The organism is Burkholderia sp. USMB20, from assembly GCF_000949135.2.
GTDB lineage: Bacteria > Pseudomonadota > Gammaproteobacteria > Burkholderiales > Burkholderiaceae > Burkholderia.
In genome coordinates this window covers 346,287-373,126 of record NZ_JTAN02000021.1, presented here as the reverse complement: position 1 = coordinate 373,126, position 26,840 = coordinate 346,287, and the positions used below count along the sequence as shown (strand labels likewise).

At 68.3% G+C, this 26,840-nt stretch carries 28 protein-coding genes, 2 pseudogenes and 1 riboswitch; of the genes and pseudogenes, 15 read left to right on the top strand and 15 right to left on the bottom strand.

The window, feature by feature from the left end:
- Window positions 1-70: 70 nt before the first annotated feature.
- From PL79_RS32055 to PL79_RS32040, 4 genes are all read left to right on the top strand, one after another.
- Window positions 71-592, top strand: a complete 522-nt coding sequence (locus tag PL79_RS32055) for a YbaK/prolyl-tRNA synthetase associated domain-containing protein (protein WP_044844610.1) — start codon at window positions 71-73, stop codon at window positions 590-592.
- Window positions 589-1,227 (top strand): helix-turn-helix transcriptional regulator, encoded by a 639-nt coding sequence (locus PL79_RS32050; RefSeq protein ID WP_044844611.1) that lies wholly within the window; start codon window positions 589-591, stop codon window positions 1,225-1,227. The genes PL79_RS32055 and PL79_RS32050 overlap by 4 nt, the downstream gene beginning before the upstream one ends.
- A 57-nt stretch (window positions 1,228-1,284) precedes the next feature.
- Entirely contained in the window at window positions 1,285-2,259 is a 975-nt protein-coding gene (locus PL79_RS32045; RefSeq protein ID WP_044844612.1) for a threo-3-hydroxy-L-aspartate ammonia-lyase, read from the top strand.
- A 131-nt stretch (window positions 2,260-2,390) separates the two neighbouring features.
- Window positions 2,391-2,648 carry a hypothetical protein gene (locus tag PL79_RS32040; RefSeq protein ID WP_044844613.1) on the top strand — a complete coding sequence of 86 codons (258 nt, stop codon included), beginning with the start codon at window positions 2,391-2,393 and terminating at the stop codon, window positions 2,646-2,648.
- Window positions 2,649-2,703: 55 nt separating this feature from the next.
- Here PL79_RS32040 and PL79_RS32035 read toward each other — a convergent pair whose 3' ends face one another.
- From PL79_RS32035 to PL79_RS32015, 5 genes are read right to left on the bottom strand one after another with little or no spacing between them, the layout of a single operon-like run.
- Window positions 2,704-3,528 (bottom strand): SDR family NAD(P)-dependent oxidoreductase, encoded by an 825-nt coding sequence (locus tag PL79_RS32035; protein ID WP_044844614.1) that lies wholly within the window; start codon window positions 3,526-3,528, stop codon window positions 2,704-2,706.
- Between the two features lies 1 nt (window position 3,529).
- On the bottom strand, window positions 3,530-4,405 hold the full coding sequence (locus tag PL79_RS32030) for an SDR family NAD(P)-dependent oxidoreductase (protein WP_044844615.1): 876 nt from the start codon (window positions 4,403-4,405) through the stop codon (window positions 3,530-3,532).
- 43 nt (window positions 4,406-4,448) lie between these two features.
- Window positions 4,449-5,441 (bottom strand): NADP-dependent oxidoreductase, encoded by a 993-nt coding sequence (locus PL79_RS32025; protein ID WP_044844641.1) that lies wholly within the window; start codon window positions 5,439-5,441, stop codon window positions 4,449-4,451.
- Window positions 5,442-5,497: 56 nt separating this feature from the next.
- Complete coding sequence (locus tag PL79_RS32020; RefSeq protein ID WP_044844616.1) at window positions 5,498-6,130, bottom strand: Dabb family protein; 633 nt, start codon at window positions 6,128-6,130, stop codon at window positions 5,498-5,500.
- Entirely contained in the window at window positions 6,120-6,464 is a 345-nt protein-coding gene (locus PL79_RS32015) for a hypothetical protein (protein WP_044844617.1), read from the bottom strand. The genes PL79_RS32020 and PL79_RS32015 overlap by 11 nt, the downstream gene beginning before the upstream one ends.
- Before the next feature lie 169 nt (window positions 6,465-6,633).
- Between PL79_RS32015 and PL79_RS32010 the strand changes: the two genes are divergently transcribed.
- Complete coding sequence (locus PL79_RS32010; RefSeq protein ID WP_044844618.1) at window positions 6,634-7,677, top strand: helix-turn-helix transcriptional regulator; 1,044 nt, start codon at window positions 6,634-6,636, stop codon at window positions 7,675-7,677.
- Between the two features lie 110 nt (window positions 7,678-7,787).
- Window positions 7,788-7,980: riboswitch (cobalamin riboswitch) on the top strand.
- 329 nt (window positions 7,981-8,309) lie between these two features.
- Window positions 8,310-10,238: a TonB-dependent receptor domain-containing protein gene (locus PL79_RS32005; RefSeq protein WP_044844619.1), complete on the top strand. Its 1,929-nt coding sequence runs from the start codon at window positions 8,310-8,312 to the stop codon at window positions 10,236-10,238.
- A gap of 118 nt (window positions 10,239-10,356) precedes the next feature.
- Here PL79_RS32005 and PL79_RS32000 read toward each other — a convergent pair whose 3' ends face one another.
- Window positions 10,357-11,004: a LysE/ArgO family amino acid transporter gene (locus PL79_RS32000; protein WP_044844620.1), complete on the bottom strand. Its 648-nt coding sequence runs from the start codon at window positions 11,002-11,004 to the stop codon at window positions 10,357-10,359.
- Window positions 11,005-11,119: 115 nt separating this feature from the next.
- On the opposite strand from PL79_RS32000, the gene PL79_RS31995 reads away from it, so the two are divergent.
- Window positions 11,120-11,581: an Lrp/AsnC family transcriptional regulator gene (locus PL79_RS31995; protein ID WP_044844621.1), complete on the top strand. Its 462-nt coding sequence runs from the start codon at window positions 11,120-11,122 to the stop codon at window positions 11,579-11,581.
- A gap of 63 nt (window positions 11,582-11,644) precedes the next feature.
- The gene (locus PL79_RS31990) at window positions 11,645-12,055 is read left to right on the top strand and encodes a VOC family protein (protein ID WP_044844622.1); all 411 of its coding nucleotides are present in this window, start codon (window positions 11,645-11,647) and stop codon (window positions 12,053-12,055) included.
- 53 nt (window positions 12,056-12,108) lie between these two features.
- On the opposite strand, the gene PL79_RS31985 is transcribed toward PL79_RS31990, so the two are convergent.
- Genes PL79_RS31985 through PL79_RS31975 form a run of 3 tightly spaced genes read right to left on the bottom strand, consistent with a single transcriptional unit; the run spans window position 12,109 to window position 13,939 of the window.
- Window positions 12,109-12,462, bottom strand: a complete 354-nt coding sequence (locus tag PL79_RS31985) for a copper-binding protein (RefSeq protein ID WP_044844623.1) — start codon at window positions 12,460-12,462, stop codon at window positions 12,109-12,111.
- Window positions 12,463-12,506: 44 nt separating this feature from the next.
- Window positions 12,507-13,298, bottom strand: a complete 792-nt coding sequence (locus PL79_RS31980; protein ID WP_044844624.1) for a DUF2182 domain-containing protein — start codon at window positions 13,296-13,298, stop codon at window positions 12,507-12,509.
- Window positions 13,295-13,939, bottom strand: coding sequence for a DUF1326 domain-containing protein (locus PL79_RS31975; RefSeq protein WP_044844625.1), 645 nt, complete (start codon window positions 13,937-13,939; stop codon window positions 13,295-13,297). The genes PL79_RS31980 and PL79_RS31975 overlap by 4 nt, the downstream gene beginning before the upstream one ends.
- Before the next feature lie 344 nt (window positions 13,940-14,283).
- Here PL79_RS31975 and PL79_RS31970 point away from each other — a divergent pair, with 344 nt between their 5' ends.
- Window positions 14,284-15,447, top strand: coding sequence for an MFS transporter (locus PL79_RS31970; RefSeq protein WP_044844626.1), 1,164 nt, complete (start codon window positions 14,284-14,286; stop codon window positions 15,445-15,447).
- A gap of 23 nt (window positions 15,448-15,470) precedes the next feature.
- On the opposite strand, the gene PL79_RS31965 is transcribed toward PL79_RS31970, so the two are convergent.
- The 6 genes and pseudogenes from PL79_RS31965 to PL79_RS31940 form a co-directional block, all read right to left on the bottom strand.
- Complete coding sequence (locus PL79_RS31965; protein ID WP_044844627.1) at window positions 15,471-15,719, bottom strand: hypothetical protein; 249 nt, start codon at window positions 15,717-15,719, stop codon at window positions 15,471-15,473.
- 252 nt (window positions 15,720-15,971) lie between these two features.
- Entirely contained in the window at window positions 15,972-16,502 is a 531-nt protein-coding gene (locus tag PL79_RS31960; RefSeq protein WP_044844628.1) for an acyltransferase, read from the bottom strand.
- A gap of 3 nt (window positions 16,503-16,505) precedes the next feature.
- Window positions 16,506-17,456 (bottom strand): electron transfer flavoprotein subunit alpha/FixB family protein, encoded by a 951-nt coding sequence (locus PL79_RS31955; RefSeq protein WP_044844629.1) that lies wholly within the window; start codon window positions 17,454-17,456, stop codon window positions 16,506-16,508.
- 16 nt (window positions 17,457-17,472) lie between these two features.
- Window positions 17,473-18,223: pseudogene (locus tag PL79_RS31950) on the bottom strand (electron transfer flavoprotein subunit beta/FixA family protein).
- A gap of 38 nt (window positions 18,224-18,261) precedes the next feature.
- The gene (locus PL79_RS31945; RefSeq protein WP_044844631.1) at window positions 18,262-19,050 is read right to left on the bottom strand and encodes an SDR family NAD(P)-dependent oxidoreductase; all 789 of its coding nucleotides are present in this window, start codon (window positions 19,048-19,050) and stop codon (window positions 18,262-18,264) included.
- Window positions 19,051-19,112: 62 nt separating this feature from the next.
- A pseudogene (locus PL79_RS31940) lies at window positions 19,113-19,862 on the bottom strand (alpha/beta fold hydrolase); the annotation flags it as partial.
- A 161-nt stretch (window positions 19,863-20,023) separates the two neighbouring features.
- Between PL79_RS31940 and PL79_RS31935 the strand changes: the two are divergent.
- The 6 genes from PL79_RS31935 to dmpG all read left to right on the top strand — a co-directional run bounded on the left by PL79_RS31935 (window position 20,024) and on the right by dmpG (window position 26,777).
- Window positions 20,024-20,803: an SDR family oxidoreductase gene (locus tag PL79_RS31935; RefSeq protein WP_044845647.1), complete on the top strand. Its 780-nt coding sequence runs from the start codon at window positions 20,024-20,026 to the stop codon at window positions 20,801-20,803.
- A gap of 151 nt (window positions 20,804-20,954) precedes the next feature.
- Window positions 20,955-22,520, top strand: coding sequence for a DUF1302 domain-containing protein (locus PL79_RS31930; RefSeq protein ID WP_044845648.1), 1,566 nt, complete (start codon window positions 20,955-20,957; stop codon window positions 22,518-22,520).
- 41 nt (window positions 22,521-22,561) lie between these two features.
- The gene (locus PL79_RS31925; protein ID WP_044845649.1) at window positions 22,562-23,944 is read left to right on the top strand and encodes a DUF1329 domain-containing protein; all 1,383 of its coding nucleotides are present in this window, start codon (window positions 22,562-22,564) and stop codon (window positions 23,942-23,944) included.
- 83 nt (window positions 23,945-24,027) lie between these two features.
- The gene (gene dmpE, locus PL79_RS31920) at window positions 24,028-24,810 is read left to right on the top strand and encodes a 2-oxopent-4-enoate hydratase (RefSeq protein ID WP_044845650.1); all 783 of its coding nucleotides are present in this window, start codon (window positions 24,028-24,030) and stop codon (window positions 24,808-24,810) included.
- Between the two features lie 19 nt (window positions 24,811-24,829).
- Window positions 24,830-25,729 carry an acetaldehyde dehydrogenase (acetylating) gene (locus PL79_RS31915; RefSeq protein WP_044845651.1) on the top strand — a complete coding sequence of 300 codons (900 nt, stop codon included), beginning with the start codon at window positions 24,830-24,832 and terminating at the stop codon, window positions 25,727-25,729.
- A 16-nt stretch (window positions 25,730-25,745) separates the two neighbouring features.
- Window positions 25,746-26,777 (top strand): 4-hydroxy-2-oxovalerate aldolase, encoded by a 1,032-nt coding sequence (dmpG, locus tag PL79_RS31910; protein ID WP_044845652.1) that lies wholly within the window; start codon window positions 25,746-25,748, stop codon window positions 26,775-26,777.
- The last annotated feature ends 63 nt before the right edge of the window (window positions 26,778-26,840 follow it).

The following is a 26,840-nucleotide window of genomic DNA, read 5'->3' as shown; positions in this document are numbered from 1 at the left end:
ATCCATCGACGGCGAACCGACAGGCGCCGTTCCCGCGTACCGCGATGCGCGCCCTCCTGCCCGGAACCCCATGAGCGACTACCCCGTCTTCGACGCACTGTGCGAACTGCTGAACACCTCGGGCGCGCGGTTCCGCGTGCTCGATCACCCGGCCGAAGGCAAATCCGACGCGATCGCCGCGCTTCGCGGCACGCGTCCCGAACAGGGCGCGAAGGCGATGCTCTGCACGTTCAAGGACGGCGGCGACGCCACCGCGCTCGCGGTAATCCCCGGCCACCTGAAGATCGACTTCCGCAAGGTCGCCGACGCGGTCGGCCGCCGCAAGACGACGCTCGCGCCGCCCGAACTGGCCGCCGCGGTCACGCGCTGCGTGATGGGCGCCGTGCCGCCGTTCGTGTTCGACGCGAACGTGGCGCTCGTCGTCGACCCTGCCCTGATCGAACTCAACGACGAAATCGCGTTCAACGCGGGCCGCCTCGACCGCTCGGTCGTGCTCGACGCGTCCGACTACGTGCGGATCGCCCGCCCGCTGCTGGCCGACATCACGCGGCCGGAAACGACCGGCGCGCCCGTGCTCGAGGCCAGCGCATGAACACGCCCCGCCCCAGGCCGCATTCGGAACAGGCATCGCTGATCGAGCAGGTGCTGCGCATCGCCGAAGGGCTCGGCGCGATGTTCGCGCCGTTCACCGAAGTCGTCGTGCACGACCTGCGCACGCCGGAGCACGCGATCCTCGCGATCCACAACAACCTGTCGGGCCGCGCGATCGGCGATCCGGCGACCGAACTCGGGCTCGCCCGCATCGCGGACGACGACTTCCCGCAGGTGCTCGCGAACTACGCGAACCGCTTCGCCGACGGCCGCACCGCGAAAAGTACGTCGATCGGCATCAAGGACTCGGGCGGCCGCTATGTGGCCGCGCTGTGCCTGAACGCGGACGTCACGCTGTTCCGCGGCTTCCAGGGGATGCTGAACCAGTTCTGCAGCACCGAAGGCGCACCGGTCGCCGAAACGCTCGACCCGGCCGGCGCGGACGCGATCCGGCAGCGCATCGACGCGTTCGCGACGCGCCTCGCGACCACGCCGCGCGAGCTGAAGACCGACCAGCGCCGCGAGCTGATGCAGGCGCTGAAGGCGGACGGCTTCCTCGAGGTGCGCCGCGCGATGGAAATCGTCGCGCAGCACCTCGGCGTGTCGCGCGCCACTGTATACAACGATGCGAAATGATGCATGCCCGCGGCGCGCCCCGCTTACCTGTTGACTGACTCTTCCGACGAGCGACTCATGAATACTCCGACCCTACCCACCTACGACGACGTCGCAGCCGCCGCGGCGCGGCTCGACGGCCACGCGCACCGCACGCCCGTGATGACGTCGCGCACGATCGACGAAGCGCTCGGCGCACAGGTGTTCTTCAAGTGCGAGAACCTGCAGCGCATGGGCGCGTTCAAGTTCCGCGGCGCGTTCAACGCGTTGTCGCGCTTCGACGCGACGCAGCGGCGCCACGGCGTCGTCGCGTTCTCGTCCGGCAACCATGCGCAGGCGATCGCGCTGTCGGCGCGCATCCTCGGCATCCCGGCGACGATCGTGATGCCGCAGGACGCGCCGGCCGCGAAGATGGCCGCGACGCGCGGCTACGGCGGCAACGTCGTGACCTACGACCGCTATACCGAGGACCGCGAGCAGATCGGCCGCGAACTCGCGGAAAAACACGGGCTCACGCTGGTGCCGCCCTACGACCACGCGGACGTGATCGCGGGCCAGGGCACGGCGGCGAAGGAACTGTTCGACGAAGTCGGGCCGCTCGACGCGGTCTTCACGCCGCTCGGCGGCGGCGGCCTGCTGTCGGGCACGGCGCTCGCGACGCGCGCGCTGTCGCCGCACGCGAAGCTGTATGGCGTCGAGCCGGAAGCCGGCAACGACGGCCAGCAATCGTTCCGGTCCGGGTCGATCGTCCATATCGACACGCCGCGCACGATCGCCGACGGCGCGCAGACGCAGCACCTCGGCAACCTGACGTTCCCGATCCTGCGGCGCGACGTCGACGACATCCTGACCGCGACCGACGCGGAGCTGGTCGACTGCATGCGCTTCTTCGCGACCCGTATGAAGATTGTCGTCGAGCCGACCGGCTGCCTGTCGTTCGCGGCCGCGCGCCGGATGAAGGACGAACTGCAAGGCAAGCGCGTCGGCATCGTGATCAGCGGCGGCAACGTCGATCTCGAGAACTTCTGCGCGCTGGTATCCGCCTCCGCGTAATGCGTCGCGGCGCGCGGATGACCGCATGAACATCCTGTCATCCGCACGCCGCCGCTCCTTCACGCCGCGTTAAGTTTCGCGCCCTAGACTGAATGCGTTGTCCCGCAGTCAGTCGTGAAGAAGGAGTCACCATGAACACGCACGCGATCGTCGCCGCCGCCCTCGCGGCAGCATCCCTTTCGGCGTTCGCTCAACCGGGCGTGACGTCATCCGGTTTTCCCGCCACGCTGCTGCACGCACCGCACGCCTCGGTCGCGCAGGCAGCCCACCGTTCGCCCGCCGCGCTGCCGCATGCCGGCTTCGTGCTCGCGAAGGTCGATCAGAACAATACGCCGCCCGATCGCGGCGGCGACCCGAGCGGCCGCACGCACGGCGGCATGCATATGTAACGCGGGTCACGCTGCGTGAGCCGGCCGCGTCGGTCGGCCGGCCCGCGTCACGCCATCACAACGACGGCAGCGACGGATCGCGCGCGGCGAGGATGTCCGCGGTGCGCCGCTGCAGCGCGCCGTCGAGCGTCTCCGGCTGCGGAATCAGCCAGTAGCGCCCGTCGCGAATGCCGTTGAACGCGCGCGCCGCGAACACGTCGGGCGTGAGCCCGTGCGCGTTCAGCATCGCGCGCATCGTATCGACGAAGCCCTGTACTTCGGGCCGGTCGTGCGCGGCGCCGAACGGGTCGTTGAAGATGCCCGTCTGCACCGGGCCCGGCGCGAGCAGCGACACGCCGACCGGCGCGCCGAGCATCTTCAGTTCGCCGTACAGCGATTCGGTCAGCGCGACCACCGCGAATTTCGTCGCCGAGTAAGGCGACATCAGCGGGCTCGGCAGGAACCCGCCGACCGACGCGGTATTGACGACGCGCGCCGGCACGTTGCGCTCGAGCATGCGTGGCACGAAGCTGCGGATCCCGTTCATCACGCCGTGCACGTTGATCGCGACGCTGCGCTCGAACCGTTCCGGCGTGATTTCCCAGCTGAAGCCGGTCGCCATCACACCCGCGTTGTTGAACAGCAGGTCGACGCCGCCGAAGCGCCGCCAGGCGGCGTCGGCCAGCGCGTCGACGGCTTCCGGGCGGCTGACGTCGGTCGGCACGCACAGCACGTCGGTGTCGAGCGTCGCGGCGAATGCGTCGAGCTTCGCCGGGTCGAGGTCGGCCAGCACCACGCGCATCCCGAGCGCGGCCGCGTGGCGCGCGAGCCCGCTGCCGATGCCGCTGGCCGCGCCGGTGATCACGGCGGTGCCGCCGTCGAAGCGAATCGGGTTCGTCATGTCACAGTCCTGCCGGGTCGATATGGGGATGCGCGTACGCCGGAATCTCGGGCGGCGGCAACGGCGTGCGGCCGTCGAGCGAGCGCACCGCGAGCCCCTGCGACAGCGGGAAATGCAGGCTGTGCGTGACGAGGCCCGTGCGCTCGCGCGCCGGCAGGCTGCACAGCGCGAGTGCGGTTTCCGCCAGATACGCGACGTCCTCGGTCGGATAGCCTTCGGGGATATAGCGGGCCGCGCCCGGCGTGCGGATCGCGGTGCTCGGCGCGACCAGGTTCACCGCGATGCCGTCGGCTTCGAGTTCGGCCGCGAGCCCCTGCGTGAAACGCGACAGCGCGGCCTTGACCGCCGCATAGACGGTCGCGCCGCCCGCGCGCGCGAAGTCGTCGAACGGCCGCAGCGGCGCGAGCGCGGTGACCGAGCCGACGTTCACGATCCAGCCGGCGCCGCGCGCGCGCATCAGCGGAATCGCGGCCTGGCTCAGTGCGAACGGGATGCGCAGATAGTGTTCGATCGTCGCGTCGAACATCGTCATCGGCATCGCGTCGATGCACGCGTAGTCGGCCACGCCCGCGTTGTTCACGAGGATGTCGAGGCCGCCGGCCGCCTCGGCCGCGCGCGCGACGAGCGCATCGCGCTCGGCCGGCTTCGACAGGTCGGCCGCGAGTGCGATCGCGCGGCCGCCGGCCTGTTCGATCAGCGCGACCGTTTCGGCGAGCGTGCCGGCGGTCGTCGCCGAGTGCGTGAGGCTGCGCGCCGTCACGACGACGGTCGCGCCTTCGGCTGCGAGGCGCTGCGCGATCGCGCGGCCGATGCCGCGGCTCGCGCCCGTCACGAGCGCGCATTTGCCCGCGAGGGTCGCGGTTCGGTGGTCGGTCATGATGTCTCCGGTGTAGATGATGGTGTGTCGGGGTCGTTATGCGTCAGCCCGCGATATCCGCAACGTGCAGCACGAACTTGGTTTTCGCGTCGCCCGTTTGAACGAGGTCGAGCGCGCGCGCCGCCTGTTCGAGCGGAAAACTGTCGAAGCGCGGCACGCGCAGCGTGCGCGTGCCGAGCCGCTCGGCGATCGATGAAAGCGTGACGCCGCTCGGCATCCGGCTGTAGGTCATCGCGGTGCGCAGCCCGCGCCGCGCGGCCTCCGCGCCCGTCGCGGCCAGCCGCTGCGCATCGCCGGGCGCGAGCGTCATGATGGTCACGAGCGTGCCGCCCGGCGCCAGCAGGTCGAGCGCGGCGGGCAGCGTATCGCCGCCGACCGCATCGAGCACGAGATCGACGCCGCCGGGCGCCCACGCCCGCACGGCCGTCGCGATGTCCTGCGCGCGATAGTCGATGCTCGCCGCCGCGCCGAGCGCTTCGACGCTCGCGCGGTTGCGCGCCGAGCACGTCGCCACGACGCGTGCGCCGGCCTGCGCGGCAAGCTGGATCGCGAAGGTGCCGACCGCGCCAGCGCCGCCGTGCACCAGCACGGTCTGCCCGGCCCGCAGCCCGCCGTCGTCGAACAGGCCGGCCCATGCGGCCAGCGCGGGCGTCGGCGTGGCGGCCGCTTCCGCGAAGCCGACCGCGTCGGGCAGGCGCACGACCGAATCGTGCCGCACCGCGACGTATTCCGCATACGCGCCCCAGCGCCCCGCGCCGACGTCGGTCTGCGCGAACACGCGCATCCCGGGCGCGACACCTTCGACGCCGTCGCCGACCGCCTCCACCACACCGGCCGCGTCGAACCCGATCACGAACGGAAACGTCATTTGCATGAACGCGCCGAGATAGCCTTCGCGGCATTTCCAGTCGGCGGGATTGACGCCCGCGTACGCGACGCGGATCAGCACGTCGCCGGGGCCCGGCTTCGGGGCGGGAACGTCGGCCAGTCGCAGCGCGTCGGAATGGCCGACGCGGTCGATCAGCAAGGCTCGCATGGTGGTGTCTCCGGTGTTGTGGTTTGCATTGCGGCGGGTCGCGTGCGCGTCGCGCGTCACGCCGCCGTGTCGGCCAGCAGGCTCGACGCGAGCGGACAGAACGCGTGCGAGATCGCCTCGACCGTCCAGTCGGGGCTTTCGGCATCGAAGCGACGGTCGACCCAGCCCCAGTGATACGGATGCAGCAGGTATTCGCCGAGCAGATCGCCGACGTGCGCGAATTCCTGTTGCCAGACGTGGGTCCACATGCCCGGCGTCACGATCCGGCTCAGTCGCCAGTTGCGGATGCCGGGCATGAATGCCGGCATGCGCAGCAGTTCGCGCTCGAGATCGCGCACCTGCGCTTCGGCGGCCGTGGGCCGCACGCGCAGCATCAGCGTGCGCCATATGCCGTCGCGCAGCGCCGGTTCGCGCAGGCCGCCGCCGATCGCATGACACGCCGCGCCGTCGATCCGCACGATGCCCGGCAGGCCGGCCAGCGCGGCGAAATCCGTCGCGTTGCCAGTCTCCCGTTCGTCGCGCAGCACGTCGAGCGTGTAGTCGCCCGCGCCCCAGCAGCCGTCGAGATTGCGCGCGAGCGCCACGCGGGTCGCGCCCGGCAACGCCTGCGCGGCTTCGCGCAACGCGTGCTCGAATGCGCCGGCATCGCCGGTCGCCGAAACGAAAATCTGGGCCGTGTCATGCCGCATGGTCGACCTCCGTCAGGGCCGGCAGCGGCGCATCGGCATCCGTCATCACATGGCGGCGGCGGGCGTCGCACAGTGCGTCGACGGCCATCCAGAACGCGACCACGTCGCCGTCGGTCAACGCGCGCATCCGGTAGTACGACGGCGCATCGGCGACCTGCCACGTCAGCCACAGCGTGCTCGGCTGCCCCGGCACCGCGACGGGCGGCGACACCCAGCGGCCGGCCGCCGTCAGTCCGCGTGCCGCGTGTCCCGGCAAATAGCGGTCGCGCAGCAGCGCCAGCACGTCGGGAATGCGCTCGGGCGCGAGGGTGATTTCGTCTACGATCTGAATCATTCGCGGGTCGTCTCGGGTGGTTCGTGGCGGGATGCGATGCCGGCCGCCTACGCCGTTCCGGCGAGGCCGGAAGCGGCCGGCGTGAGTAGCATTCTTGCGTGGCGGCGGTCGGCGAACCCCTACCGGCCCGCTCACCGGCCCCTGTCGCAACGCTCAGATCGGGAGAGAGATGAAACAGCGCGCATTGCCGGCACGCGGCCGCGTGCTGCCGGGCTTCGGTGCCCGTCTGCTCGACGAACTGGCGCGCAGCGGCGTGCCGCCGGCGCAACGGCCTGCGCCGACGGCCGTTGCTGCTGCGTCGACGACGACACCCGGCTTCGTCGCGCTGTACCGCGACGCGATCGAGCGGCTCGAGGCGCAGGTCGCGCGCGGCGACGGCCATCCGCCGATGCGCAAGCAGGAAGTCGACCTGATGTGCCGGTGCCTCCTCAGTTGCGCGACGCTCGCCGACGCGATCCGCTGCGCCGCCGAGTTCTGCGAGATGCTGACGCCGCGCGCCGGCGCGCTGTCGCTCGCGGTGCGCGACGGACGCGCGACGTTCCGGATGGATTCGCTGCGCCGCACGCGCAGCCCCGCCGCGTGCCTCGTCGACCTGACGGGACTGTTCTGCTATCTGCAACTGTTCGGCTGGCTGATCGGGCAGCCGCTGCGGCCGGACGAAGTCTGGCTCGGCCATCCGCGCCGCGAAGACGCGATGCCGCTGCTCGGGCTGTTCAACGCGCCGGTCGACGTCGGCCGCAAGACCTACGGCTTCGCGTTCGACGCGGTGCGGCTCGATGCGCGCGTGATCCGCCAGCCGGGCGAGCTGGCCGCGTTTCTCGTCGATTTTCCGTTTCGGCTGATCGATGCCGCGCCGGCCGTCGTGTCATGGGCGCAGCAGGTGCGCGGCTTTCTCGATGCGGCGCTCGCGCGCGAACAGGCGCTGCCCGCGCTCGCGGCGCTGGCGACATGGCTCGGCGTCAGCGAAGCGACGTTGCGGCGGCGGCTGGCGGCCGAAGGCAGCGGCTATCACGCGTTGCGCGAACAGTGCCTCGCCGACGTCGCGCGGCGCTGCCTGCGCGAGTCGGACTGGCCGGTCGCGCGGATCGCCGCGCATCTCGGGTTCGGTGGCGAAGAAGCGTTTCGGCGGGCGTTCGTGCGATGGACGGGCATCGCGCCGAGCCGGTTCCGGCGCGATTGCAGCGCCGCCGGCGGTGCGTTTCGTCAGACATGAAACGCGGTGCGAAGGCTCGAATTGAAATGATTTCGAAAGCATCCGGCGAGCACTGACGTTTTTTCGCATCCCTGCGCACTTCGATAATTGACGCACCGGCGCGCTCGCCATTACGCTTGCGCGCTGATGGTTCCCGGGAACGGGATCAAAAGGGAACGCAGGAGAGGCCGTGCCTCGAATCTGCGGCTGCCCCCGCAACTGTGAGCGGCGAATCCGCACCACCCGATGCCACTGGGAAACCGGGAAGGCCGGTGCGAATCGCGACCCGCGAGCCAGGAGACCTGCCATCGACCCGAGGTCCAAGCAGCCGCACCGGGCGGGGTGTCCCGATGCGCCAGCACCGCCTTTGGCGGTCGCCCCGTTGCATGGACGGCCCGACCTCAGGACCCTTCAGATGTCCGATCTTTCCGCCTCCGCTTCCACGCCGGAAGCGTCGTGCCGTTGCCCGGCCAGTCTGCGCCGCGTGTCCGCACGCGTGTGCCGTGCCGTGTCGTGCGGCACGCGTCATGACGACACGCTTGAATGCCGCCCACGCTGCCCGGTCCCGCGATAGACCCGACGATAACCAGGCGGTACTCGCCGCCCCTCGCTTACGCTCGCCGTACCTGCAACACGATCACGCTCGCTGCCTCATGAATCTTCGCCACCTTCTCGCCACGTCCGCCGCCACGGCGCTGCTCTCCCCGATCGCCCACGCCGCCGGCGACATGCCGCCCGCGCAGCCGCCCCAACCCGCCGAAGGCGCCGACCTGCCGACGATCAGCGTGACCGACACGCGGCATCTGCCCGAGTCGTTCGACCAGCGCTATGCGACGACGCAGGTGCTCACGCGCGCCGATCTCGACCGGCTGTCGCCGAGCGACCCGAGCATCACGCAGGCGCTCGCGACGCTGCCGGGCGTGACCGTCTCGCAGAACGGCGGCCCGGGTTCGTCGGCGTCGGTCAGCATCCGCGGCTCGTCGGCCAGCCAGGTCGCGGTGTTCATCGACGGCATCCGGATCGGCTCGCCGACCACCGGCATCGCGCCGTGGGCCGACCTGCCGACCGAAGCGTTCGAGCGCGTCGAGGTGATCTCGGGGCCGGCCGCCGCGTCGTTCGGCGCGAACGCGATGGGTGGCGTCGTGCAGCTGTTCACGCGCCGCGCCGCCGGCCAGCCGAACCAGACCACCGTGTCGTTCGGCGGCGGCTCGAACAAGACCTTCGACACGCAGTTGCGCACGTCGGGCACCGTGCCGTCGACGGGGCCGCTCGCCGCGCTGGGTGGCCTCACCTACACGCTCGGCCTGCACGACTACAACACGGCGGGCATCGACGCAACGCGGCCCGTGTTGCCCTACCACGAAGACGGCCGCAATCCGTATCACGCGCAGGACCTCGATGCGCGCCTCGGCTACGCGCGCGACAACTGGTCGATCTCGACGTTCGCGCTGTACCACCGCTCCGACCTGTCCTATGACAACGCCGGCTTTGCGAACCGCGAGCTCGATCATCAGCTGACGACCGGCCTCGCGTTCCATCTCGACGTCACGCCCGACACGCAGTTCGACCAGTCGCTCGGTTATGCGAACGATCGCCAGTTCCTGTACGCGAGCGACCCGGCCATCCCGACCGACCAGATCAACTCGCAGCGCATCAGTTCGTCGACGTCGCTGACCCATCAGGCGCACGGCTTCCACCTGTTCGGCCTGCCGCTGTCGGGCGAGACGAAGGTGGCGTACGACTTCACGCGCGAACAGGCGTTCCTGCCGGTCGACGTGCCGGACGGCGTGCCGACGCGCAACGATTCCGCGTTCTCGCTGCATCAGTCGGCGACACTCGGCAGCGTGACGATGTTCGTCGCGGGCCGCCACGAGATCATCGCCGGGAAGGCCGTGAACACCGGCAACGCCGCGCTGTCGTGGGCCATTACGCCGGTCTATACGGCGCGCGTGTCGTACGGCAATGCGTTCCGCCTGCCGTCGTTCAACGACCTGTACTACCCGGGCTACGGCAATCCGGACCTGAGCCCGGAACGCAGCGATTCGGTCGAGGCCGCGCTCGACGCGAACACCGCATACGGCACGTTCAGCGCCGCGATCTACGACACGCGCGTCAGCAACCTGATCGCGTACAACCCCGCGACGTTCTCGCCGATCAACATCGGCCGTGCGCATATCCGCGGCATCGACCTGTCGTACAAGGGCACGATCGGCCGCTATACGCCGGTCAGCGTCGCGATCGGGATCCTGAATCCGCAGGACGAGACCAACGACAGCTGGCTCAACCGCCGGCCGCGCCAGACCGTCAGCGTGAACGTCGACCACACGTGGGACGAATTCCATCTGCACGCGCTGAGCACGGGCGCGTCGCTGAGCTACGGCGGCACGACGTTCGACGATCCGGCCAACACGACGTACCTGCCGTCGTACCTGAGCGTGAACCTGCGCGCGTCGTACAGGATCAACGCGCACCTGACGGTGTCCGCCACGCTGTCGAACCTGTTCGACCGTCAGTACATGACCGCGTACGGCTACAACACGCTCGGCCGCACGGCGTTCGGCAAGGTCAGCTATACGTTCTGAGCGGGGTGGTCGGTGCATCGGCACCCAGGTGCGCGGGTGGCGATGCCGACGGGTGTACGGGTGCCGGATGTCGTCGGCCGCGAGCGCAAGATCGCGTTCGCTCGCACCGCGCTACGCGTCACGCCCCTGCGACGCCCCGCACGCCCGCGATCAACTGGATCGCGCCGAACGCGGCGATCACGACGGCCGACATGCGCGATAGCCCGTGCATGAACGTCAGCGACATCTTCGTGCGCAGCGCGGCGGTCGCGCCGCTCAGGCACAGCCACCACGTCGCGGAACCCAGGAACACGCCGGCGACCATCAGCGCCACGGTCGCCCCCATCGCGCCTTCATGCGTGCCCGCCAGCGGGCCGAGCGCCGCGAAGATCCCGACGAACGACAGGATCGTCATCGGGTTCGACAGCGTGAGGCCGAAAGTCGTCAGGAAATCGCGCAGCACGGTCGTGCGCGGCAGGTCTCGAACCGCCGCCGATGCGGTCGACGCCGCCGGCGCCTGCCGCGCGATCGACCACGCCAGCCACACGAGGAACGCGCCGCCGCCGATTTTCAGCGCGACGGTCAGCATCGGGAACGCGGTGACGATGCCGGCGACGCCCAGCGCGCCGAGCAGCCCGTAGATCGCATCGGCGCACGCGGCGCCGATGCCCGTCGCGAACCCCGCGTGAAAGCCGCGGCTCAGGCTGCGCTGGATGCACAGCATGCCGATCGGGCCGACCGGCACCGCGATCGACAATCCCATTACGACGGACTTGATGAACAGCATGGCCGGCTCCTCGCGACATGCAATGCGTTGAACCGTCATCGTAGGGAAACTCCGGTCGCCGCTGAAGGCGGTTTTTAAGGAAAAATAGCCGCTTCACCTTAAAAACTCCGCCGCGATGGACGAACTCGACTGGAAAATACTCGCGCTGCTGCAGGCCAACGGCCGCATCAGCTACACGGAGCTGGCACGCCAGGTTCACCTGTCGGTGCCGGCGGTCACGGAACGCGTGAAGCGCCTCGAATCGGCCGGCGTGATCGACGGCTACACGGCGCGGGTCAATCCGGCCGCGGCCGGCTACCCGGTGAGCGCGCTGATCGGCATCACGGTGCCGCAGCCGGCAAAGGCGAAATTCCTGAAGCTGCTGGAGACCATTCCCGAAGTGGTCGAGTGCCATCACGTGACCGGCGCGGATTCCTACGTGATGCGGTTCGTCGCCGTCAGCATGGCGCATCTCGAACAGCTGATCGAGCGCATCAACCTGTATGGCGAAACGCGCACGTCGATCGTGATGTCGACGCCGTTGCCGGCGCGCGGGCTCGCGCGTCCGGCCGCGGCGGTCAAAGGCGTTCGGGGGTGACAGGATGCCCCGCGCTGCGCGATGCTGTGCCATGCGCCGCTTGCGCGAACCGGACAACCTGCCATGCCAGTCATCGGATTCGATCATTACAACCTCCGCGCGGATCGGGCCACGCTCGATACGCTGCGCGACTTCTACATGAACGTCGTGGGCCTCGAACCTGGATATCGACCGCCGTTCCAGAGCAGCGGCTACTGGCTCTACGCGGGGGCGCAGGCGATCCTCCACCTGTCGGAAGCGCGACCCGGCGAGGTGCGGCCGGCGCATGTCGTCAATACGTTCGACCATGTGGCGTTTTCGTGCGCGAATGCCGCGGACATGGAGCGGCGTCTTGGCGACGCGCAGGTCCGGTACACGCGCCGGCACGTGCCGGTCACGAGCCAGCTGCAGATCTTTTTCACCGATCCGGCCGGTAATGGCGTCGAGTTGAATTTTGCGGAAGCCGGCCGCGATTCCGGTGATGGACCGGGTTAGCGCTGGCGACCGGTCCGTGACAGTTGCCCGGCAAGCGGTTGCTTGCGCGACCGTTACCGTCGTTGCACGAGCTTCACGATCGTCAGCGCACCGTTCACGCGCTCGACCCGGACCTTGACCTTGTCGCCCACGTGCAGCGACGCGATCATCGCCGGGTCGCCGGCCTTGAATGCCATCGTCATCGGCGCCATCCCGACGTTCTGGAGCGCGCCGTGCTTCAGCGTCACCATGCCGTGCTCGGCATCGATCCGTTTCACTTCGGCGTTGGTCAGCGCGGCATCCGGCGCCGACGTCTTCGAGTCGCCCATGTCCATGTTCATGTCGGACATGCTGCCGGCTGAATACGCCGGTGTCGCGACGACGTTCATCGCGCAGAGGACGGCGACGGCAATATTTCGAATCTTCATCAACCGACTCCCGGCTGCAGCGGGCAACACATGGAACGCACCCGCTACACCAGCAACGTCGCGACCGCCCATCCGATCAGCACGACACCCAGCGCCCGGCCGACCCGCTCGCCGCCCGGCAGCACCTTTTCGACCAGCACGAACAGCGACAACGCGACGATCCAAACGACGTTCATCACGCCGCCGACGAACAGCAGCGCCATCAGCAGCCAGCAGCAGCCCACGCAATACGCGCCGTGGCGCGCGCCGAGCAGGAAGCTGCCCGTGATGCCCGGGCGCCAGTATGTCGCGAGAAACCGCACCGGCGACCGGCATTGCCGCAGGCAGGCCTGTTTCAGCGGCGTGAATTGATAGACGCCGGCCAGCGCGAGGACGATCGCGGACAGCACGGCGCTCTTCGACCACAGCATCATCCCGGAGATCAGGCCGGCGGGCTGCAGCAGCATCTGCAGCACGGCCGCGCCGACCGAGAACGCGAGCCATACGGCCAGATAGCCGGCCAACAGGCACGCCGACGTGAATGCCGACCCGGCATCGCCCCGATCGTGATGCCGCAGCACGCGCCGGTACAGCAGCACGACCGGCGCCGCGCCGGGCGTCATCATCGCGATCATCATCACCCACCACATCAGGATCACGGTCGCCAGCGACGGATCCATGGCGCCCATGCCGTCGGCCAGCCGATGCGGGAACAGCGCGACCGCCGTCATGTCCAGCGCCGACATGCCGGTGCCGGCCCCCGTCCACAGGTAGGCCCAGCACGCGCCGACGAGCGCGATCATGCCGAGCAGCGTGACGACGCGCTCGCGTCCGAGAAGCTCGCCGACGGGGATCATGCCGCGACGCGATGCCGGATCAGCCCGTGGTTGTTCAGGTGCAGCCGTGCGAACTGCGCGTAGCTCCGCTCGAGATCCAGCTGGATGTGGCCGTGCGACCGGCCGGTGCCGGATCCGATCTCGGCCAGCTCGTATTCGAAGCCGTGCGGCAGGTCGATCCGCACGCGATGTTCGGCGCCCGTCACCGGATTGCGGATCGGCTCGCCGACGATGTCGAGCACGCCGTCGATGCTGATCCGGCCGCGCCGCGCATCCACGTCGACGTCGAAATCGATCTTCGCGAAGATCGGCTCGTAGGCCTGCTCAAGCGTCGATGCGAACACGGAAAACATCGTCGCGAACGGATCGGTATCCTGACCGGTCATGATCTTCAGCACGGCTTCGCACTGCGCGGGGCTCGCACGCTCGTCGACGATCGGCTGGCACCGGCCGTGGCCTTCGTGAATCGGTCCGGGCCACTGGAACACGACCGCGATCCGGACGCCGTCGAGCACCACGTCGCCGTAGTGGCCGCTGTCGATCGAAATCGCACCCATCGCTTCGCAGTTGCCGTGCGTCGGCAACGAATTGAACTGGCAGGGGCAACCGTATGAGCAATTGCAGTTCATCAGTTCGGTTCCCTGGATCTCCCACGGCGTCATGGCTTCACCTCGCGCAGTCGCTGGCACGTAATGTTTCGAATCTAGTGCAGCGGACAGGGGAAATCAAAGTGCGCGCGGGTGCCTCGTGCGTCGAAAAAAACCAGGCGCCGCGCGGCGCGCAACGATGCCGGCCCGACGCATTCAACCTCGTCGTGCAGCCTCGCCGATGCAGGCGTTTCGATGCGCAACGGCGCGCTCGGACGAGCGCGTTCGAGCCATGTCGGACAAAAGCCGACGGCACGCACGCAGCATCACGAATGCGGGCATCCCGCATCGGTCCTGGTTCATACTGTCTCGCAATCGACGATTCACCCCGACCGTCGCCGTCGCCCCGGATGGCTGTCATGCGCGTTCAAAGTGCGTTGCTGTTTCTCGTCGGCACCCTGCTCACCGCCGGCGGCTACGGTGCAACCTTCCTGCTGTCGATGCGCTTTCGCGCGATCGGCGGCAGCGATCTCGATACCGGCGCGGCACTGGCCGCGGCGACGGTCGGCACGTTCGCCGGCTTGTCGTTCGTCGGCTGGTTCTCGCAGCAGATCGGCACCACACGGATCGCCGCGCTGTCGTCACTGTGCATCGGCGCCGGCATCGTCGGCTTCGCGCTCGTCGGGCGCGCGGCCTACGCGGACCTGCTGTCCGGCTTCCTGGTCGGCTTCGGCTGGGGCGCGTTTCACCTGGCCGCGCCGATGTCGCTGGCCGAGCGTACCAGCGGTGCGGAGCGCGGCACCTGGTTCTTTCGATCGGCGACGTTCCAGATGACCGGAATCGGTGCATCCCCGGCGTTTGCCGCCTATGCGATGCGCATGCTCCACTGGTCGATCGACGACACACTTTACGCGGTCGGCGCGCTGTGCGCGCTCGCGTCGCTGATGCTGGAAGCATTCGGCCGCCTGAGCCCGCGTCCGTCCGCCCCCATCGCCGGCGGCCGGTGGGTGCGCGAACTGCGCACGATCTCGCGCACGCGGGCCGCCGCGCCGATCGCGATGATCGCGCTCGGCACCTGCGTGTTCTCCGGCCTGATGACGTTCCAGATGTCGCTCATGCAGGGCACGCAGGCGCGGCCCGGCACATTCTTCAGCGTTTATACGATGACGGTGGTGAGCGCGCGCTGGCTGCTCGGGAGATGGGTCAGGATGGCGCGCCCCGAAACGGCGACCAAGGGCCTGCTCATGTTGATGCTGCTCGGCGCGCTCGCGATGTTCGGCGCTGCCGCGCACGCATCGCTGCAGTCCGTCGCGGCCGTCCTGCTGGGCGCCGGCTACGGCCTCATGTATCCGGTGATCCAGGCGCAGGCGGTCAACGATTGCCCGGACGCGCAACGGCATGGCGTGCTGACCTGGTTCGTCGCGTCGTATTTCATCGGCGCGTTCGGGTTTCCGTCGCTCGGCGGCTGGGTGATGGTGCATGCCGGCAAGGGCGCGTTGCTGATGCTCATCGCCAGCTGCGGGCTGGCGGCGCTGTCGCTCGCGATCCTGCGCGACCGGCCGGAGGCGGTGCGCACGCAATAAGCGGCGGCGCCATGCCGGCGCGGTCACCCAGTTTTTTTCGGCGCGCGAGCGACCGCGAACCACGCCATCATCGCGCCCGCGACCCACGCGCAGGTCAGCAGCAGGTCGAAGTCCATCATGCCTTCGAAATTCTCACTGTTCTCGAAGCTGCAATGCCGGCTGCCGCGAAATTCGATGCAACCGCTGGCGACCCACTGAATGTGCATGAATACGTGATAGACGGCGAAGGCCGAAGCGACAATGGCGACGCGCAGGCGTAGGGTCGTTTTCATTCGGCGCCGGAGGCGGTGGGATGGTCTGACGCCGATCTTAAGACAACGGCGCCGCATCAGGCAATCGATCCCGCGCGAACGTCGCGACCGGCATGCACGACGGCGAATCGCCATCCGCACAAACCCCGATAAAACCGTGGCATCGCGCTTTCGGCGCGGCACTCGGCGCGCACGGATTTGCGGTATTCACGCTGATGCACGACGGTCTTGCCGCCGGCAAGCCTCCGCCGCCCGAACGACGACGCGCATCGCTTACGCGTCGTCGATCTGCCGGAGCCCCCTCAAGCAATCCACCGCCAGCTGCTGATAGATCCGCGTGCCGTTCGCCTTCGCGTCGATCTCCGCGTCGCTCAGCCGCCGGACCACACGACCCGGCACGCCCGCGAGCAGCACGCCGCGCGGCACGTCGTAACCGGCCTTCACGAACGCGCAGGCCGCGACGATCGTGGTCGCGCCGATCGTCGCGCCGTCCATCACGACCGCGTTCATCCCGATCATCGTGTCCGGCTCGAGCGTCGCGCCGTGCACGATCGCGCCGTGGCCAATGTGGCTGTTCGCGCCGAGCCGGCACGTCTCGCGGATGCCGACGTGCAGTACGCAGCCGTCCTGCACGTTGCTGCCGTCGCCGACGACGATCGCGCCGAAGTCGCCGCGCAGGCTCGCATGCGGGCCGATGTAGCAGCCCGCGCCGATCGTCACGTCGCCGATCACGACCGCGCTCGGATGAACGTACGCGGACGAAGCGACGCGCGGGCGCATGCCGTTGAATTCGAACAGCGGCATCGCTTAGAGCACCGCGGCCGCTTCGGGCACGAGCGTGAACAGATCGCCGACGAGGCCGTAATCGGCCACGCTGAAGATCGGCGCTTCCGGATCCTTGTTGATCGCGACGATCACCTTCGAATCCTTCATGCCGGCCAGATGCTGGATCGCACCGGAAATACCGACGGCGATGTACAGCTGCGGCGCGACGATCTTGCCGGTCTGTCCGACCTGGTAGTCGTTCGGCACGTAGCCGGCGTCCACTGCCGCGCGCGACGCGCCGAGTGCGGCGCTCAGCTTGTCGGCCAACGGCTCGAGAACCTTCATGTAGTTCTCGCCGCTGCCCAGGCCGCGGCCGCCCGACACGACGATGTTCGCGCTGGTGAGTTCGGGGCGATCGAGTTTCGTCACCTCCCGGCCGATGAACTGCGATACACCCGCATCTGCTGCCGCTTCGATCTTCTCGACCGCTGCGCTGCCGCCAACGCCCGCGACCGGATCGAAGCTCGTCGTCCGCACCGTGATCACCTTGATCGGGTCGCCGGACTGCACCGTCGCGATTGCATTGCCCGCATAGATCGGACGCTCGAACGTGTCGGCCGATACAACCGCCGTGATGTCGGAGATCTGCGCGACGTCCAGCTTCGCGGCGATGCGGGGCGCGATGTTCTTGCCGTACGCGGTGGCCGGCGCGAGGATGTGCGAGTAATTCGACGCGACGGTCAGCACCGTCGCTTCGACGTTCTCCGCGAGACCGTCCGCGAGTTGCGGCGCGTCGGCGAGCAGCACTTTCGAAACGCCTGCGATTTTTGCTGCCGCATCGGCCGCCGCTTGCGCGTGGTGGCCTGCAACCAGCACGTGAATGTCGCCGCCAATGTCCTGCGCGGCCGCCACCGCATTCAACGTCGCTGCCTTGATCGGCGACGCGCCGCCAGCCGATGCCGCATCGTGCTCGGCGATTACCAGAATCGTCATGTCCGTCCGCTCCCTGTTACAGCACCTTGGCTTCGGTCTTCAGCTTCTCGACCAGCGTCTTCACGTCCGGCACCTTCACGCCGGCCGCGCGCTTCGGCGGCTCGGCCACCTTCAGCGTCTTCAGACGCGGCGTGACATCCACGCCGGAGGTCTTCCGGCTTCACCGTTTCCAGCGGCTTCTTCTTCGCCTTCATGATGTTCGGCAGCGTCACGTAGCGCGGCTCGTTCAGGCGCAGGTCCGTGGTAACAACTGCAGGCAGTTGAAGCGACAGCGTTTCCGCGCCGCCATCGACTTCACGTGCCACGGTTGCCTTACCGTCGGCGATCGTCACCTTCGACGCGAACGTCGCTTGCGGCAGGCCTGCCAGCGCAGCCAGCATCTGGCCGGTCTGGTTCGAATCGTCGTCGATCGCCTGCTTGCCGAGAATCACGAGCTGCGGCTGTTCCTTGTCGACCAGCGCCTTCAGGATCTTCGCGACACCGAGCGGCTCGACCGCGTCGCCAGCTTCGACGAGGATCGCGCGATCCGCGCCGATCGCGAGCGCCGTGCGCAGCGTTTCCTGCGCCTGCGCGACACCGACCGACACGGCCACCACCTCCGTCACGACGCCGGCCTCCTTCAGCCGCACGGCCTCTTCCACCGCGATTTCGTCGAACGGGTTCATCGACATCTTCACGTTCGCGATGTCGACGCCGGTGCGGTCGGACTTCACGCCGACCTTCACGTTCGCGTCGACCACGCGCTTCACTGCCACGAGCGCTTTCAACTGCTTGCCTCCTCTCTTGTTTCGACCGCCGCGGCGCGTCAGCGCGCGGTGTATCCGCCGTCGATCACCAGCTCCGCGCCTGTCACATAGCGCCCGGCCGGCGACACGAGATACAGGATGCCGGCCGCGATGTCGCGCGGGCTGCCGATCTTCGCCATCGGCACGTGGGTCTGCAGATAGCCGAACACGTTGTCGGGATCCTGGCCCATCTGGCGGAACGCGTCCTCGAGCATCGGCGTGCGGATGTAGCCCGGATGCACGGAGTTCGCACGAATGTTCTTCGCCGCATACAGCATCGCATCGACCTTCGCCATCATCCGCACCGCGGCCTTCGACGCGTGATACGCGGGCACGTCCGGGCCGCCGACGATCCCGTACATCGACGACAGGTTCACGATCGAGCCGCCGCCGGCCGCTTCCAAGCGCGGAATCGCCGCGCGCGTGCACAGGAACACGCCGTTGACGTTCACGTCCTGCACACGCTGCCACTGTGCGAGCGTGAGTTCGTGGGTCGGCACGTTGTGCCCTTCGATGCCCGCGTTGTTCACGAGCACGTCGAGGCGCCCGAAGCGCGCGACGATCTCGCCGAACACGCGCTCGACGTCGGCCTCCTGCGTGACGTCGAGCGACCAGAACGCGGCCTGGCCGCCCTGCGCGCGAATCTCCTCGACGAGCGCTTCGGCGGGCTGCGACAGCACGTCGAGGATCGCGACGCTCGCGCCGGCCGCGGCCAGCGTGCGCGCCGTTTCCGCGCCGATGCCGCGCGCGCCGCCGGTGATCGCGGCCACCTTGCCGCGCAGGTCGAACAGGTCTTCGATGAGTTTCATTGTGTCTCCTTGTATTTAGGCGAACCGGCCACGAACGGGCCGGCCATCAAAACCATCGCGCATCATCGCGCCGTCGGCGCAGCCAGGAAATCGAGGCATTCCCGGTTGAAATAGGCCGCATGCTCGACCATGACCCAGTGGCCGCAGCGGTTCAGCAGCACGAAGCGCGCGTCGCGGCAACGCTCGAGGAACGTCAGCGCGCCGCCGACCGGATTGAAGCGGTCGTCCGTGCCCCAGAAACCGAGCACCGGGCAGCGCAGGTCGCCGAGCGCGCCCGTCAGGTTCGGCACGCTCATCGTCGACAACACTTCGGTCGGCTGCTCGACGCACACCTTCATCCGCTCGGCGACGAGCGCGTCGGTGACGATCGCCGGATCGTGCACCAGCAGCGTCAGCAACTCGCGCATCGTGTCGTCATTCATCTGGCGATTGGTGAAGAGCTGCACCATCCGCTGGATCCCTTCCATCCGGAAATAGGTGTCGCGATCCTCGACGCCGCCCGGCGCCATCATGATCAGCCCGTCGACTTCGTCCGGGTAATCGAGCGCGTATTTCAGCGCGATCGCGCCGCCGAGCGAGTTGCCGAGCAGCACGGCCGGCCCGATGCCGAGCGCGGACAGCTGCGCGTGCAGCGCGCCGACGAAGAAATCGAGCGTGTAGGCGACGTCGGACGGTTTCGACGACTGCCCGTAGCCCGGCAGGTCGACGACGATCGCGCGGTGGCCGGCCGCCGCGAACGCGGGGTAGTTGTGCTTGAAGTTGCTGAAACCGCTCGCGCCCGGGCCGCTGCCGTGGATGAACACCACCGGGCGGCGGCGTCGTGGGGGTCGTCATCGCGGGTTGTCTCCTTCGTCGGTCGATGGATGCCTGCCACGATGATTGCGCTGGCGGCGCCGGCCGGCATCATCCTTTCAGACTACGAAGCCGCGCGCGCTTGTTCCTATCATCGGGCCACCGAAAACGGAGGCAGACGATGAACGGATTCGACTACAGCGGCAAGACGGTGCTCGTGACGGGCGGCACCAAGGGCATCGGGCGGCGCATCGCCGAACGGTTTCTCGCGGCGGGCGCGCGCGTGTTCGTGTGCGGGCGCAGCGCGCCCGACACGCCGCCGTCCGCCGGCGGACGCACAGCCACCTTCATCGCGGCCGACCTGCGCGACATCGAGCAGGTCGACGCGATGCTCGCGACGGTCCGCGCCTCGACGGGCGCCCTCGACGTGCTCGTCAACAATGCGGGCGGCTCGCCGTTCGTGCTCGCGGCCGACGCATCGCCGCGCTTCACCGAATCGATCGTGCGGCTGAACCTGATCGCGCCGCTGCAACTCGCGCAGCGTGTGAACGCGATCATGCAGCCGCAACCGCTCGGCGGCGTGATGCTGTTCATCGCGAGCGTCAGCGCGTCGCGGCCGTCGCCCGGCACCGCCGCGTACGGCGCCGCGAAGGCGGGGCTCGTCAACGCGGTCACGTCGCTCGCGGTCGAGTGGGCGCCGCGCGTGCGCGTGTGTGCGATCAGCCCGAGCCTCGTGCAAACCGAATCCGCGACCGAAGGCCACTACGGCGACGATGCGGCGCTCGATGCGATCCGCGCGACGATTCCGGCCGGACGGCTCGCGACACCCGACGACGTCGCGTCGGCGTGCCTGTTCCTCGCGTCGCCAGACGCGTCTTACACGTCGGGCGCGAACCTGCGGCTCGACGGCGGGGGCGAACGGCCCGCGTTCCTGGCCGCGGCGCAGATGCAAGCGCGCTGACGCATGCGCCGCCAGAGGCGTGCGCCGATCGTTTCCAGTCCTAGGGAAGTCATCTAGTTCATTTTGACGATTCCCTGCTATCGCGATCTCCCTACTCTGCCTCTCACGACAACCACAGTCGACCGTCGTCGATACCCCCAGAGGAGACACCATGCATCAACGGATTTCGCGCCGTACCGACAAGCGGGCCACCGCCGCGCTGTCGACGCTGGCCGCCGCGCTGCTGACTTGCGTCGTTCCCGACGCGCACGCCGGCAGCACGATCGAGCTTGGCGCCGACACGACGCTGGACTACACGTTCACGCTGAGTTACGGCCTTGGCATGCGCACGCGTGCGCCGAGCGGCAATCTGCTGACGCCGGCGAACATCAACGGCGACGACGGCGACCGCAACTTCGCGAAGAACAAGTTGATCGAGAACCAGGTCAGCCTGCTCGGCGAAGTGAACCTGAAGCACGACGACTGGGGCGTGTTCGTCCGCGCGAGCACGTTCTACGATCAGGCGTACCGCCACCCGAACTACAACGACGCGCCCGGCACGGTCAACCACACGGGCCAGTACAACAACTTCACCGGCGATGCCCGCTACTGGTCGGGCGGCCACACGACGCTGCTCGCCGCCTACGCCTACAACACCTTCAAGATCGGCCCGACGAGCCTGAACGTGAAGGTCGGCGACCAGGTGGTCGCGTGGGGCGAAAGCCTGTTCTTCCCGAACATCGCGGGCGCGCAAGGCCCGGCCGATGCCACCAAGTCCTATGTCGCGGGCGCTCAGGTGAAGGACATCCTGCTGCCGGTGCCGCAGATCTCGACGCAATGGCAGATCACGCCGAACTTCAGCCTGCTCGGCTACTACCAGTTCTCGTTCCAGCAGAACCGCCTGACCGCGCCCGGCACGTACTGGAGCTATTCGGACGTGGTCGGCCCGGGCGCGCAGTTCATCATCGGCCCGGGCGGGATGATCATTCCGCGCGGGGCCGACGACAAGCCGAGCGCCCGCAACCAGTGGGGTATCGGCGCACGCGTGCGGGTGCTGGGCGACACCGAGCTCGGCGTGTACCACCTGCATTACAACGACATGAACCCGAGCGTCGTCACGACGTACTTCCCGACGCTGCAGTACCAGCAAAAATATTTCAGCAACATCAAGCTGACCGGCGCGAGCTTCTCGACGCAGGTCGGCCCGGTGAACGTCGCGGGCGAAGTGTCGTATCGCCAGGGCGCGGCCGTGCTCGTCAACACGCCGACCGGCGCGCAGTCGACGCGCGCGAACGTGCTGCAGACCAACCTGTCGGGCATCTACTCGATCGGGCCGAGCTTCCTCGCGAACTCGCAGTCGCTGATCGGCGAACTGACGTACGTGCATGCCGGCGGCATCTCCGCGCTCGACGGCTCGACCACGCTCGTCAACTCGCGCAACGCGCTCGCGATGGAGATCGCGTGGACGCTCAGCTACAAGAACGTGTTCAACGGCTGGGATCTCGACGTGCCGCTGACCTACACGCACGACCTGACCGGCACGTCGCCGCTCGCCGGCGCGCTCGGCTCGCTGACGGGCCAGGGCGATCACCGCGTGACGGCCGGCGTGACGTTCACGCGCCTGAGCAACCTGCAGCTGGCGCTCGTCTACGCGAAGTTCCTCGGCTCGCCGAACCCGGTCACGCGTCCGCTCGCGGATCGCGACTACGTGCTCGCCACGGCGACCTACCACTTCTGAGCGGCCCGGCCGCTCGTCACCCAGCAAGAAGAGGATTTGTCATGAAACGAACTCGTCTCCCCCTCCTGCGCGCATCGGTGATGGCCGCGTGCGCGCTCGTCGCGACGGCCTCGTTCGCGAAGGTCACGCCGGACGACCTGAAGGCGCTCGACGGCCCGCTCACGCCGATGGGCGCGGTGCGCGCCGCGAGCAAGGACAACAGCGTGCCGGAGTGGTCGGGCAAGTGGCTCGGCACGCCGCCCGACGTGCAGTACAAGCGCGGCAGCCGCTACCCCGATCCGTTCGCGAACGAGAAGCCGGTCGCGACGATCACCGCCGAGAACATGGCGCAGTACGCGGAGCACCTGACCGACGGCCAGAAGGCGATGTTCAAGCGCTATCCGGCCACGTTCAAGATCAACGTCTACCCGAGCCACCGCGACTTCCGCTACGCGGATTCCGTCTACAAGGACATCCGCACGTATGCGCCCGATTCCACGATGACGTCCGACGCGAACGGGCTGACCAACGCGCCGCCGCAGGTGCCGTACCCGATCCCGAAGACGGCCGCCGAGCTGCTGTGGAACCAGCGCTTCTCGTCGGCGATCGGCACCGAGCAGGCAACCTACGACCAGGCGGTCGTGTACTCCGACGGCAACATCGCGTGGGGCAAGGTTCGCTACGACATCTACTCGCCGCGCAACGTCGGCAAGTACGACGTGAAGAGCGACCTCAACAACCGCACGTTCTATCGCAACGCGACGGAGCTGCCGCTGTCCGACCGCGGCTCGCTGATCGTCGGCTTCACGAACTGGGACAAGGCCGGCGCGGACAACTCGTCGCGCACGTGGATGTACAACCCGGGCACGCGGCGCGTGCGCCAGGCGCCCGAATACGGCTATGACCAGCCGCAGGGCCCCGGCGGCTTCCGCACCGTCGACGACGACCGCCTGTACAACGGCCCCGGCGACCGCTACGAGTGGAAGATCGTCGGCAAGCGCGAAGTCTACGTGCCGTACGACAACTACAAGGCGATGGACAGCTCGGTCAAGTATGCGGACCTGCTGACCAAGGGACATGAAAACTCTTCGTACATCCGCTACGAGCTGCATCGCGTGTGGGTGCTGCAAGCGACGCTGAAGAGCGGCTATCGTCACCAGTATGCGAAGCGCGTGCTGTACATCGACGAGGATTCGTGGATGACGCTGCTCGCCGACAACTACGACGCACGCGGCCAGCTGTGGCGCACCAACGTCGCGACGACGCTGTACGCATATGACGCGAAGACGTTCTACCCGGGTGTCGTGTTCTTCCACGACCTGATATCCGGCGCCTACATGGCCGACCGCCTGACCAACGAAGGGCCGATGCCGAAGCTCGACAGCAGCCCGCAGTTCAGCGAAGCGTACTTCTCGCCGGACGCGATCCGCAGTTCGGGTAACTAAGCAAATCGCCGCCCGCGCCGGAGCCTCGCTCCGGCGCCCGACGCCGCCCGGGACGGCGGCCTTTTCCATTCGAGGGCCCTACCATGTCCAACCGCTTGCATGCGACGCTCGGCGACGAGCTGTATGCCGCGTGGCACTCCCGCGCGCCTGTCGCGCCGCTGTCGGGGCGGCCGCGCCGGCTGTCCCTCGACGATGCGTACCGAATTCAGCAACGCTTCATCGAACGCCGCGTCGAATGCGGCGAATCGGTGGTCGGCAAGAAGATCGGCGTGACGAGCCAGGCCGTGCAGGACATGCTGAACGTGCGCCAGCCCGATTTCGGCATCCTGCTGTCCGGCATGCACTACGCGGCCGGCGAGGCGATCGCAACCGAGTCGCTGATCGCGCCGCGCGCCGAAGGCGAGATCGCGTTCATCCTCGCGCGCGACCTGCGCGGCCCCGGGATCGACCGCACCGACGTGATCGCCGCGACGGCCGCGGTTGCGCCCTGCTTCGAGATCGTCGATTCGCGCATTCGCGACTGGGCGATCCGCATCGAGGACACCGTCGCCGACAACGCGTCATGCGGCGTGTACGTGCTCGGCGATGCGCGCGTCGATCCGCGCACGCTCGATCTCGCCGCGTGCGAGATGACGATCGAGAAGAACGGCGAGACCGTCGCGCAAGGCCGCGGCGATGCGGCGCTCGGCCATCCCGCCGACGCGGTCGCGTGGCTCGCGAACACGCTCGCCGAATACGACGTGCCGCTGCTCGCCGGCGAGATCGTGCTGTCCGGCTCGCTCGCGAAACTGATTCCGGTCACGGCCGGCGACGCGCTGTCGATGCACATCTCGGGCATCGGCGGTTGCGACGTCCGCTTTATCTAAAGGAAGAGGAAAAATCCTGATGAAGAAAATCAAATGCGCACTGATCGGGCCCGGCAACATCGGCACCGACCTGCTTTACAAGCTGCGCCGCTCGCCGGTGCTCGAACCGGTGTGGATGGTCGGCGTCGACCCTGCGTCCGACGGCCTCGCGCGGGCCCGCGAATTCGGGCTGAAGACCACCGACAAAGGTGTCGACGGGCTGCTGCCGCACGTCGCCGACGACGAGATCCGCATTGCGTTCGACGCGACGTCGGCCTACGTGCACCGCGACAACTCCGACAAGCTCACCGCGCTCGGCGTGAAGATGATCGACCTGACGCCAGCCGCGATCGGGCCGTACTGCGTGCCGCCGGTCAACCTCGACGCGCATCTCGGCAGCGCGCAGATGAACGTGAACATGGTGACCTGCGGCGGCCAGGCGACGATCCCGATGGTGTACGCGGTGTCGCGCGTGCAGCCGGTCGCGTACGGCGAGATCGTCGCGACGGTGTCGTCGCGCTCGGTCGGCCCCGGCACGCGCAAGAACATCGACGAATTCACGCGCACGACGTCCGGCGCGATCGAACAGGTCGGCGGCGCCCGCAAGGGCAAGGCGATCATCGTGATCAACCCGGCCGAGCCGCCGCTGATCATGCGCGACACGATCCACTGCCTCACCGACGGCCCGCCCGACGTCGACGCGATCACCGCGTCGGTGCATGCGATGGTCAAGGAAGTGCAGCGCTACGTGCCCGGCTACACGCTGAAGAACGGCCCGGTGTTCGACGGCAACCGCGTGTCGGTGTTCATGGAAGTCGAGGGGCTCGGCGATTACCTGCCGAAATACGCGGGCAATCTCGACATCATGACCGCCGCCGCGGCCGCCACGGCCGAGCGTTTCGCCGAACAGATGCTGGCCGCGACGGCCGCCACCGCTTGAGTCGAGGAGTCACACGATGTCACTTGCAGGCAAGAAGATCACCGTCCACGACATGTCGTTGCGCGACGGGATGCACCCGAAGCGTCACCAGATCACGCTCGACCAGATGCGCAGCATCGCGCGCGGGCTCGATGCGGCCGGCGTGCCGCTGATCGAAGTTACGCACGGCGACGGGCTCGGCGGCGCTTCGGTCAACTACGGTTTTCCCGCGCATACCGACGAGGCGTACCTGAGCGCCGTGATTCCGGAGCTGAAGCAGGCGAAGGTGTCGGCGCTGCTGCTGCCCGGCATCGGCACCGTCGAGCACCTGCGCATGGCGCACGAGCTCGGCGTCGGCACGATCCGCGTCGCGACGCACTGCACCGAAGCCGACGTTTCGGAACAGCATATCGGCCTTGCGCGCACGCTCGGCCTCGATACCGTCGGATTCCTGATGATGGCGCACATGTCGTCGCCCGAGCAGCTCGTCGTGCAGGCGAAGCTGATGGAGTCGTACGGCGCGAACTGCATCTACATCACCGATTCGGCCGGCCACATGCTGCCCGACGACGTGACCGCGCGGATTGGCCAGGTGCGCGCCGCGCTGAAGCCGGAGACGGAACTCGGCTTCCACGGCCATCACAACCTCGCGATGGGCGTCGCGAACTCGGTCGCGGCGGTCGCCGCCGGCGCGAACCGGATCGACGCGGCTGCCGCCGGCCTCGGCGCGGGCGCCGGCAATACGCCGATGGAAGTGTTCGTCGCGGTGTGTGACCGGATGGGAATCGAGACCGGCGTCGACGTGTTCGCGATTTCCGACGTCGCCGAGGATCTCGTCGTGCCGATCATGGACGCGCCGATCCGCCTTGACCGCGATGCGCTGACGCTCGGTTACGCGGGCGTCTACTCGTCGTTCCTGCTGTTCGCGAAGCGCGCGGAAGCGAAGTACGGGATTCCGGCGCGCGACATCCTCGTCGAACTCGGTCGGCAGCGGCTCGTCGGCGGGCAGGAGGACATGATCGAGGATGCGGCGCTGACGATGGCGCGGGCACGGGCGGTGGCGGCATAACGGGGATCTGCGCTGCCTTCCATGTCATGGACGCATCGCAGGTCAGTCTCCGGCCGGAGCCGC

Excerpts from the sequence above, each read along its gene's own strand:
- PL79_RS32055 (WP_044844610.1), top strand. The coding sequence starts at position 71 with ATGAGCGACTACCCCGTCTTCGACGCACTGTGCGAACTGCTGAACACC.
- PL79_RS32050 (WP_044844611.1), top strand. The coding sequence starts at position 589 with ATGAACACGCCCCGCCCCAGGCCGCATTCGGAACAGGCATCGCTGATC.
- PL79_RS32045 (WP_044844612.1), top strand. The coding sequence starts at position 1,285 with ATGAATACTCCGACCCTACCCACCTACGACGACGTCGCAGCCGCCGCG.
- PL79_RS32040 (WP_044844613.1), top strand. The coding sequence starts at position 2,391 with ATGAACACGCACGCGATCGTCGCCGCCGCCCTCGCGGCAGCATCCCTT.
- PL79_RS32035 (WP_044844614.1), bottom strand. The coding sequence starts at position 3,528 with ATGACGAACCCGATTCGCTTCGACGGCGGCACCGCCGTGATCACCGGC.
- PL79_RS32030 (WP_044844615.1), bottom strand. The coding sequence starts at position 4,405 with ATGACCGACCACCGAACCGCGACCCTCGCGGGCAAATGCGCGCTCGTG.
- PL79_RS32025 (WP_044844641.1), bottom strand. The coding sequence starts at position 5,441 with ATGCGAGCCTTGCTGATCGACCGCGTCGGCCATTCCGACGCGCTGCGA.
- PL79_RS32020 (WP_044844616.1), bottom strand. The coding sequence starts at position 6,130 with ATGCGGCATGACACGGCCCAGATTTTCGTTTCGGCGACCGGCGATGCC.
- PL79_RS32015 (WP_044844617.1), bottom strand. The coding sequence starts at position 6,464 with ATGATTCAGATCGTAGACGAAATCACCCTCGCGCCCGAGCGCATTCCC.
- PL79_RS32010 (WP_044844618.1), top strand. The coding sequence starts at position 6,634 with ATGAAACAGCGCGCATTGCCGGCACGCGGCCGCGTGCTGCCGGGCTTC.
- PL79_RS32005 (WP_044844619.1), top strand. The coding sequence starts at position 8,310 with ATGAATCTTCGCCACCTTCTCGCCACGTCCGCCGCCACGGCGCTGCTC.
- PL79_RS32000 (WP_044844620.1), bottom strand. The coding sequence starts at position 11,004 with ATGCTGTTCATCAAGTCCGTCGTAATGGGATTGTCGATCGCGGTGCCG.
- PL79_RS31995 (WP_044844621.1), top strand. The coding sequence starts at position 11,120 with ATGGACGAACTCGACTGGAAAATACTCGCGCTGCTGCAGGCCAACGGC.
- PL79_RS31990 (WP_044844622.1), top strand. The coding sequence starts at position 11,645 with ATGCCAGTCATCGGATTCGATCATTACAACCTCCGCGCGGATCGGGCC.
- PL79_RS31985 (WP_044844623.1), bottom strand. The coding sequence starts at position 12,462 with ATGAAGATTCGAAATATTGCCGTCGCCGTCCTCTGCGCGATGAACGTC.
- PL79_RS31980 (WP_044844624.1), bottom strand. The coding sequence starts at position 13,298 with ATGATCCCCGTCGGCGAGCTTCTCGGACGCGAGCGCGTCGTCACGCTG.
- PL79_RS31975 (WP_044844625.1), bottom strand. The coding sequence starts at position 13,939 with ATGACGCCGTGGGAGATCCAGGGAACCGAACTGATGAACTGCAATTGC.
- PL79_RS31970 (WP_044844626.1), top strand. The coding sequence starts at position 14,284 with ATGCGCGTTCAAAGTGCGTTGCTGTTTCTCGTCGGCACCCTGCTCACC.
- PL79_RS31965 (WP_044844627.1), bottom strand. The coding sequence starts at position 15,719 with ATGAAAACGACCCTACGCCTGCGCGTCGCCATTGTCGCTTCGGCCTTC.
- PL79_RS31960 (WP_044844628.1), bottom strand. The coding sequence starts at position 16,502 with ATGCCGCTGTTCGAATTCAACGGCATGCGCCCGCGCGTCGCTTCGTCC.
- PL79_RS31955 (WP_044844629.1), bottom strand. The coding sequence starts at position 17,456 with ATGACGATTCTGGTAATCGCCGAGCACGATGCGGCATCGGCTGGCGGC.
- PL79_RS31945 (WP_044844631.1), bottom strand. The coding sequence starts at position 19,050 with ATGAAACTCATCGAAGACCTGTTCGACCTGCGCGGCAAGGTGGCCGCG.
- PL79_RS31935 (WP_044845647.1), top strand. The coding sequence starts at position 20,024 with ATGAACGGATTCGACTACAGCGGCAAGACGGTGCTCGTGACGGGCGGC.
- PL79_RS31930 (WP_044845648.1), top strand. The coding sequence starts at position 20,955 with ATGCATCAACGGATTTCGCGCCGTACCGACAAGCGGGCCACCGCCGCG.
- PL79_RS31925 (WP_044845649.1), top strand. The coding sequence starts at position 22,562 with ATGAAACGAACTCGTCTCCCCCTCCTGCGCGCATCGGTGATGGCCGCG.
- dmpE (WP_044845650.1), top strand. The coding sequence starts at position 24,028 with ATGTCCAACCGCTTGCATGCGACGCTCGGCGACGAGCTGTATGCCGCG.
- PL79_RS31915 (WP_044845651.1), top strand. The coding sequence starts at position 24,830 with ATGAAGAAAATCAAATGCGCACTGATCGGGCCCGGCAACATCGGCACC.
- dmpG (WP_044845652.1), top strand. The coding sequence starts at position 25,746 with ATGTCACTTGCAGGCAAGAAGATCACCGTCCACGACATGTCGTTGCGC.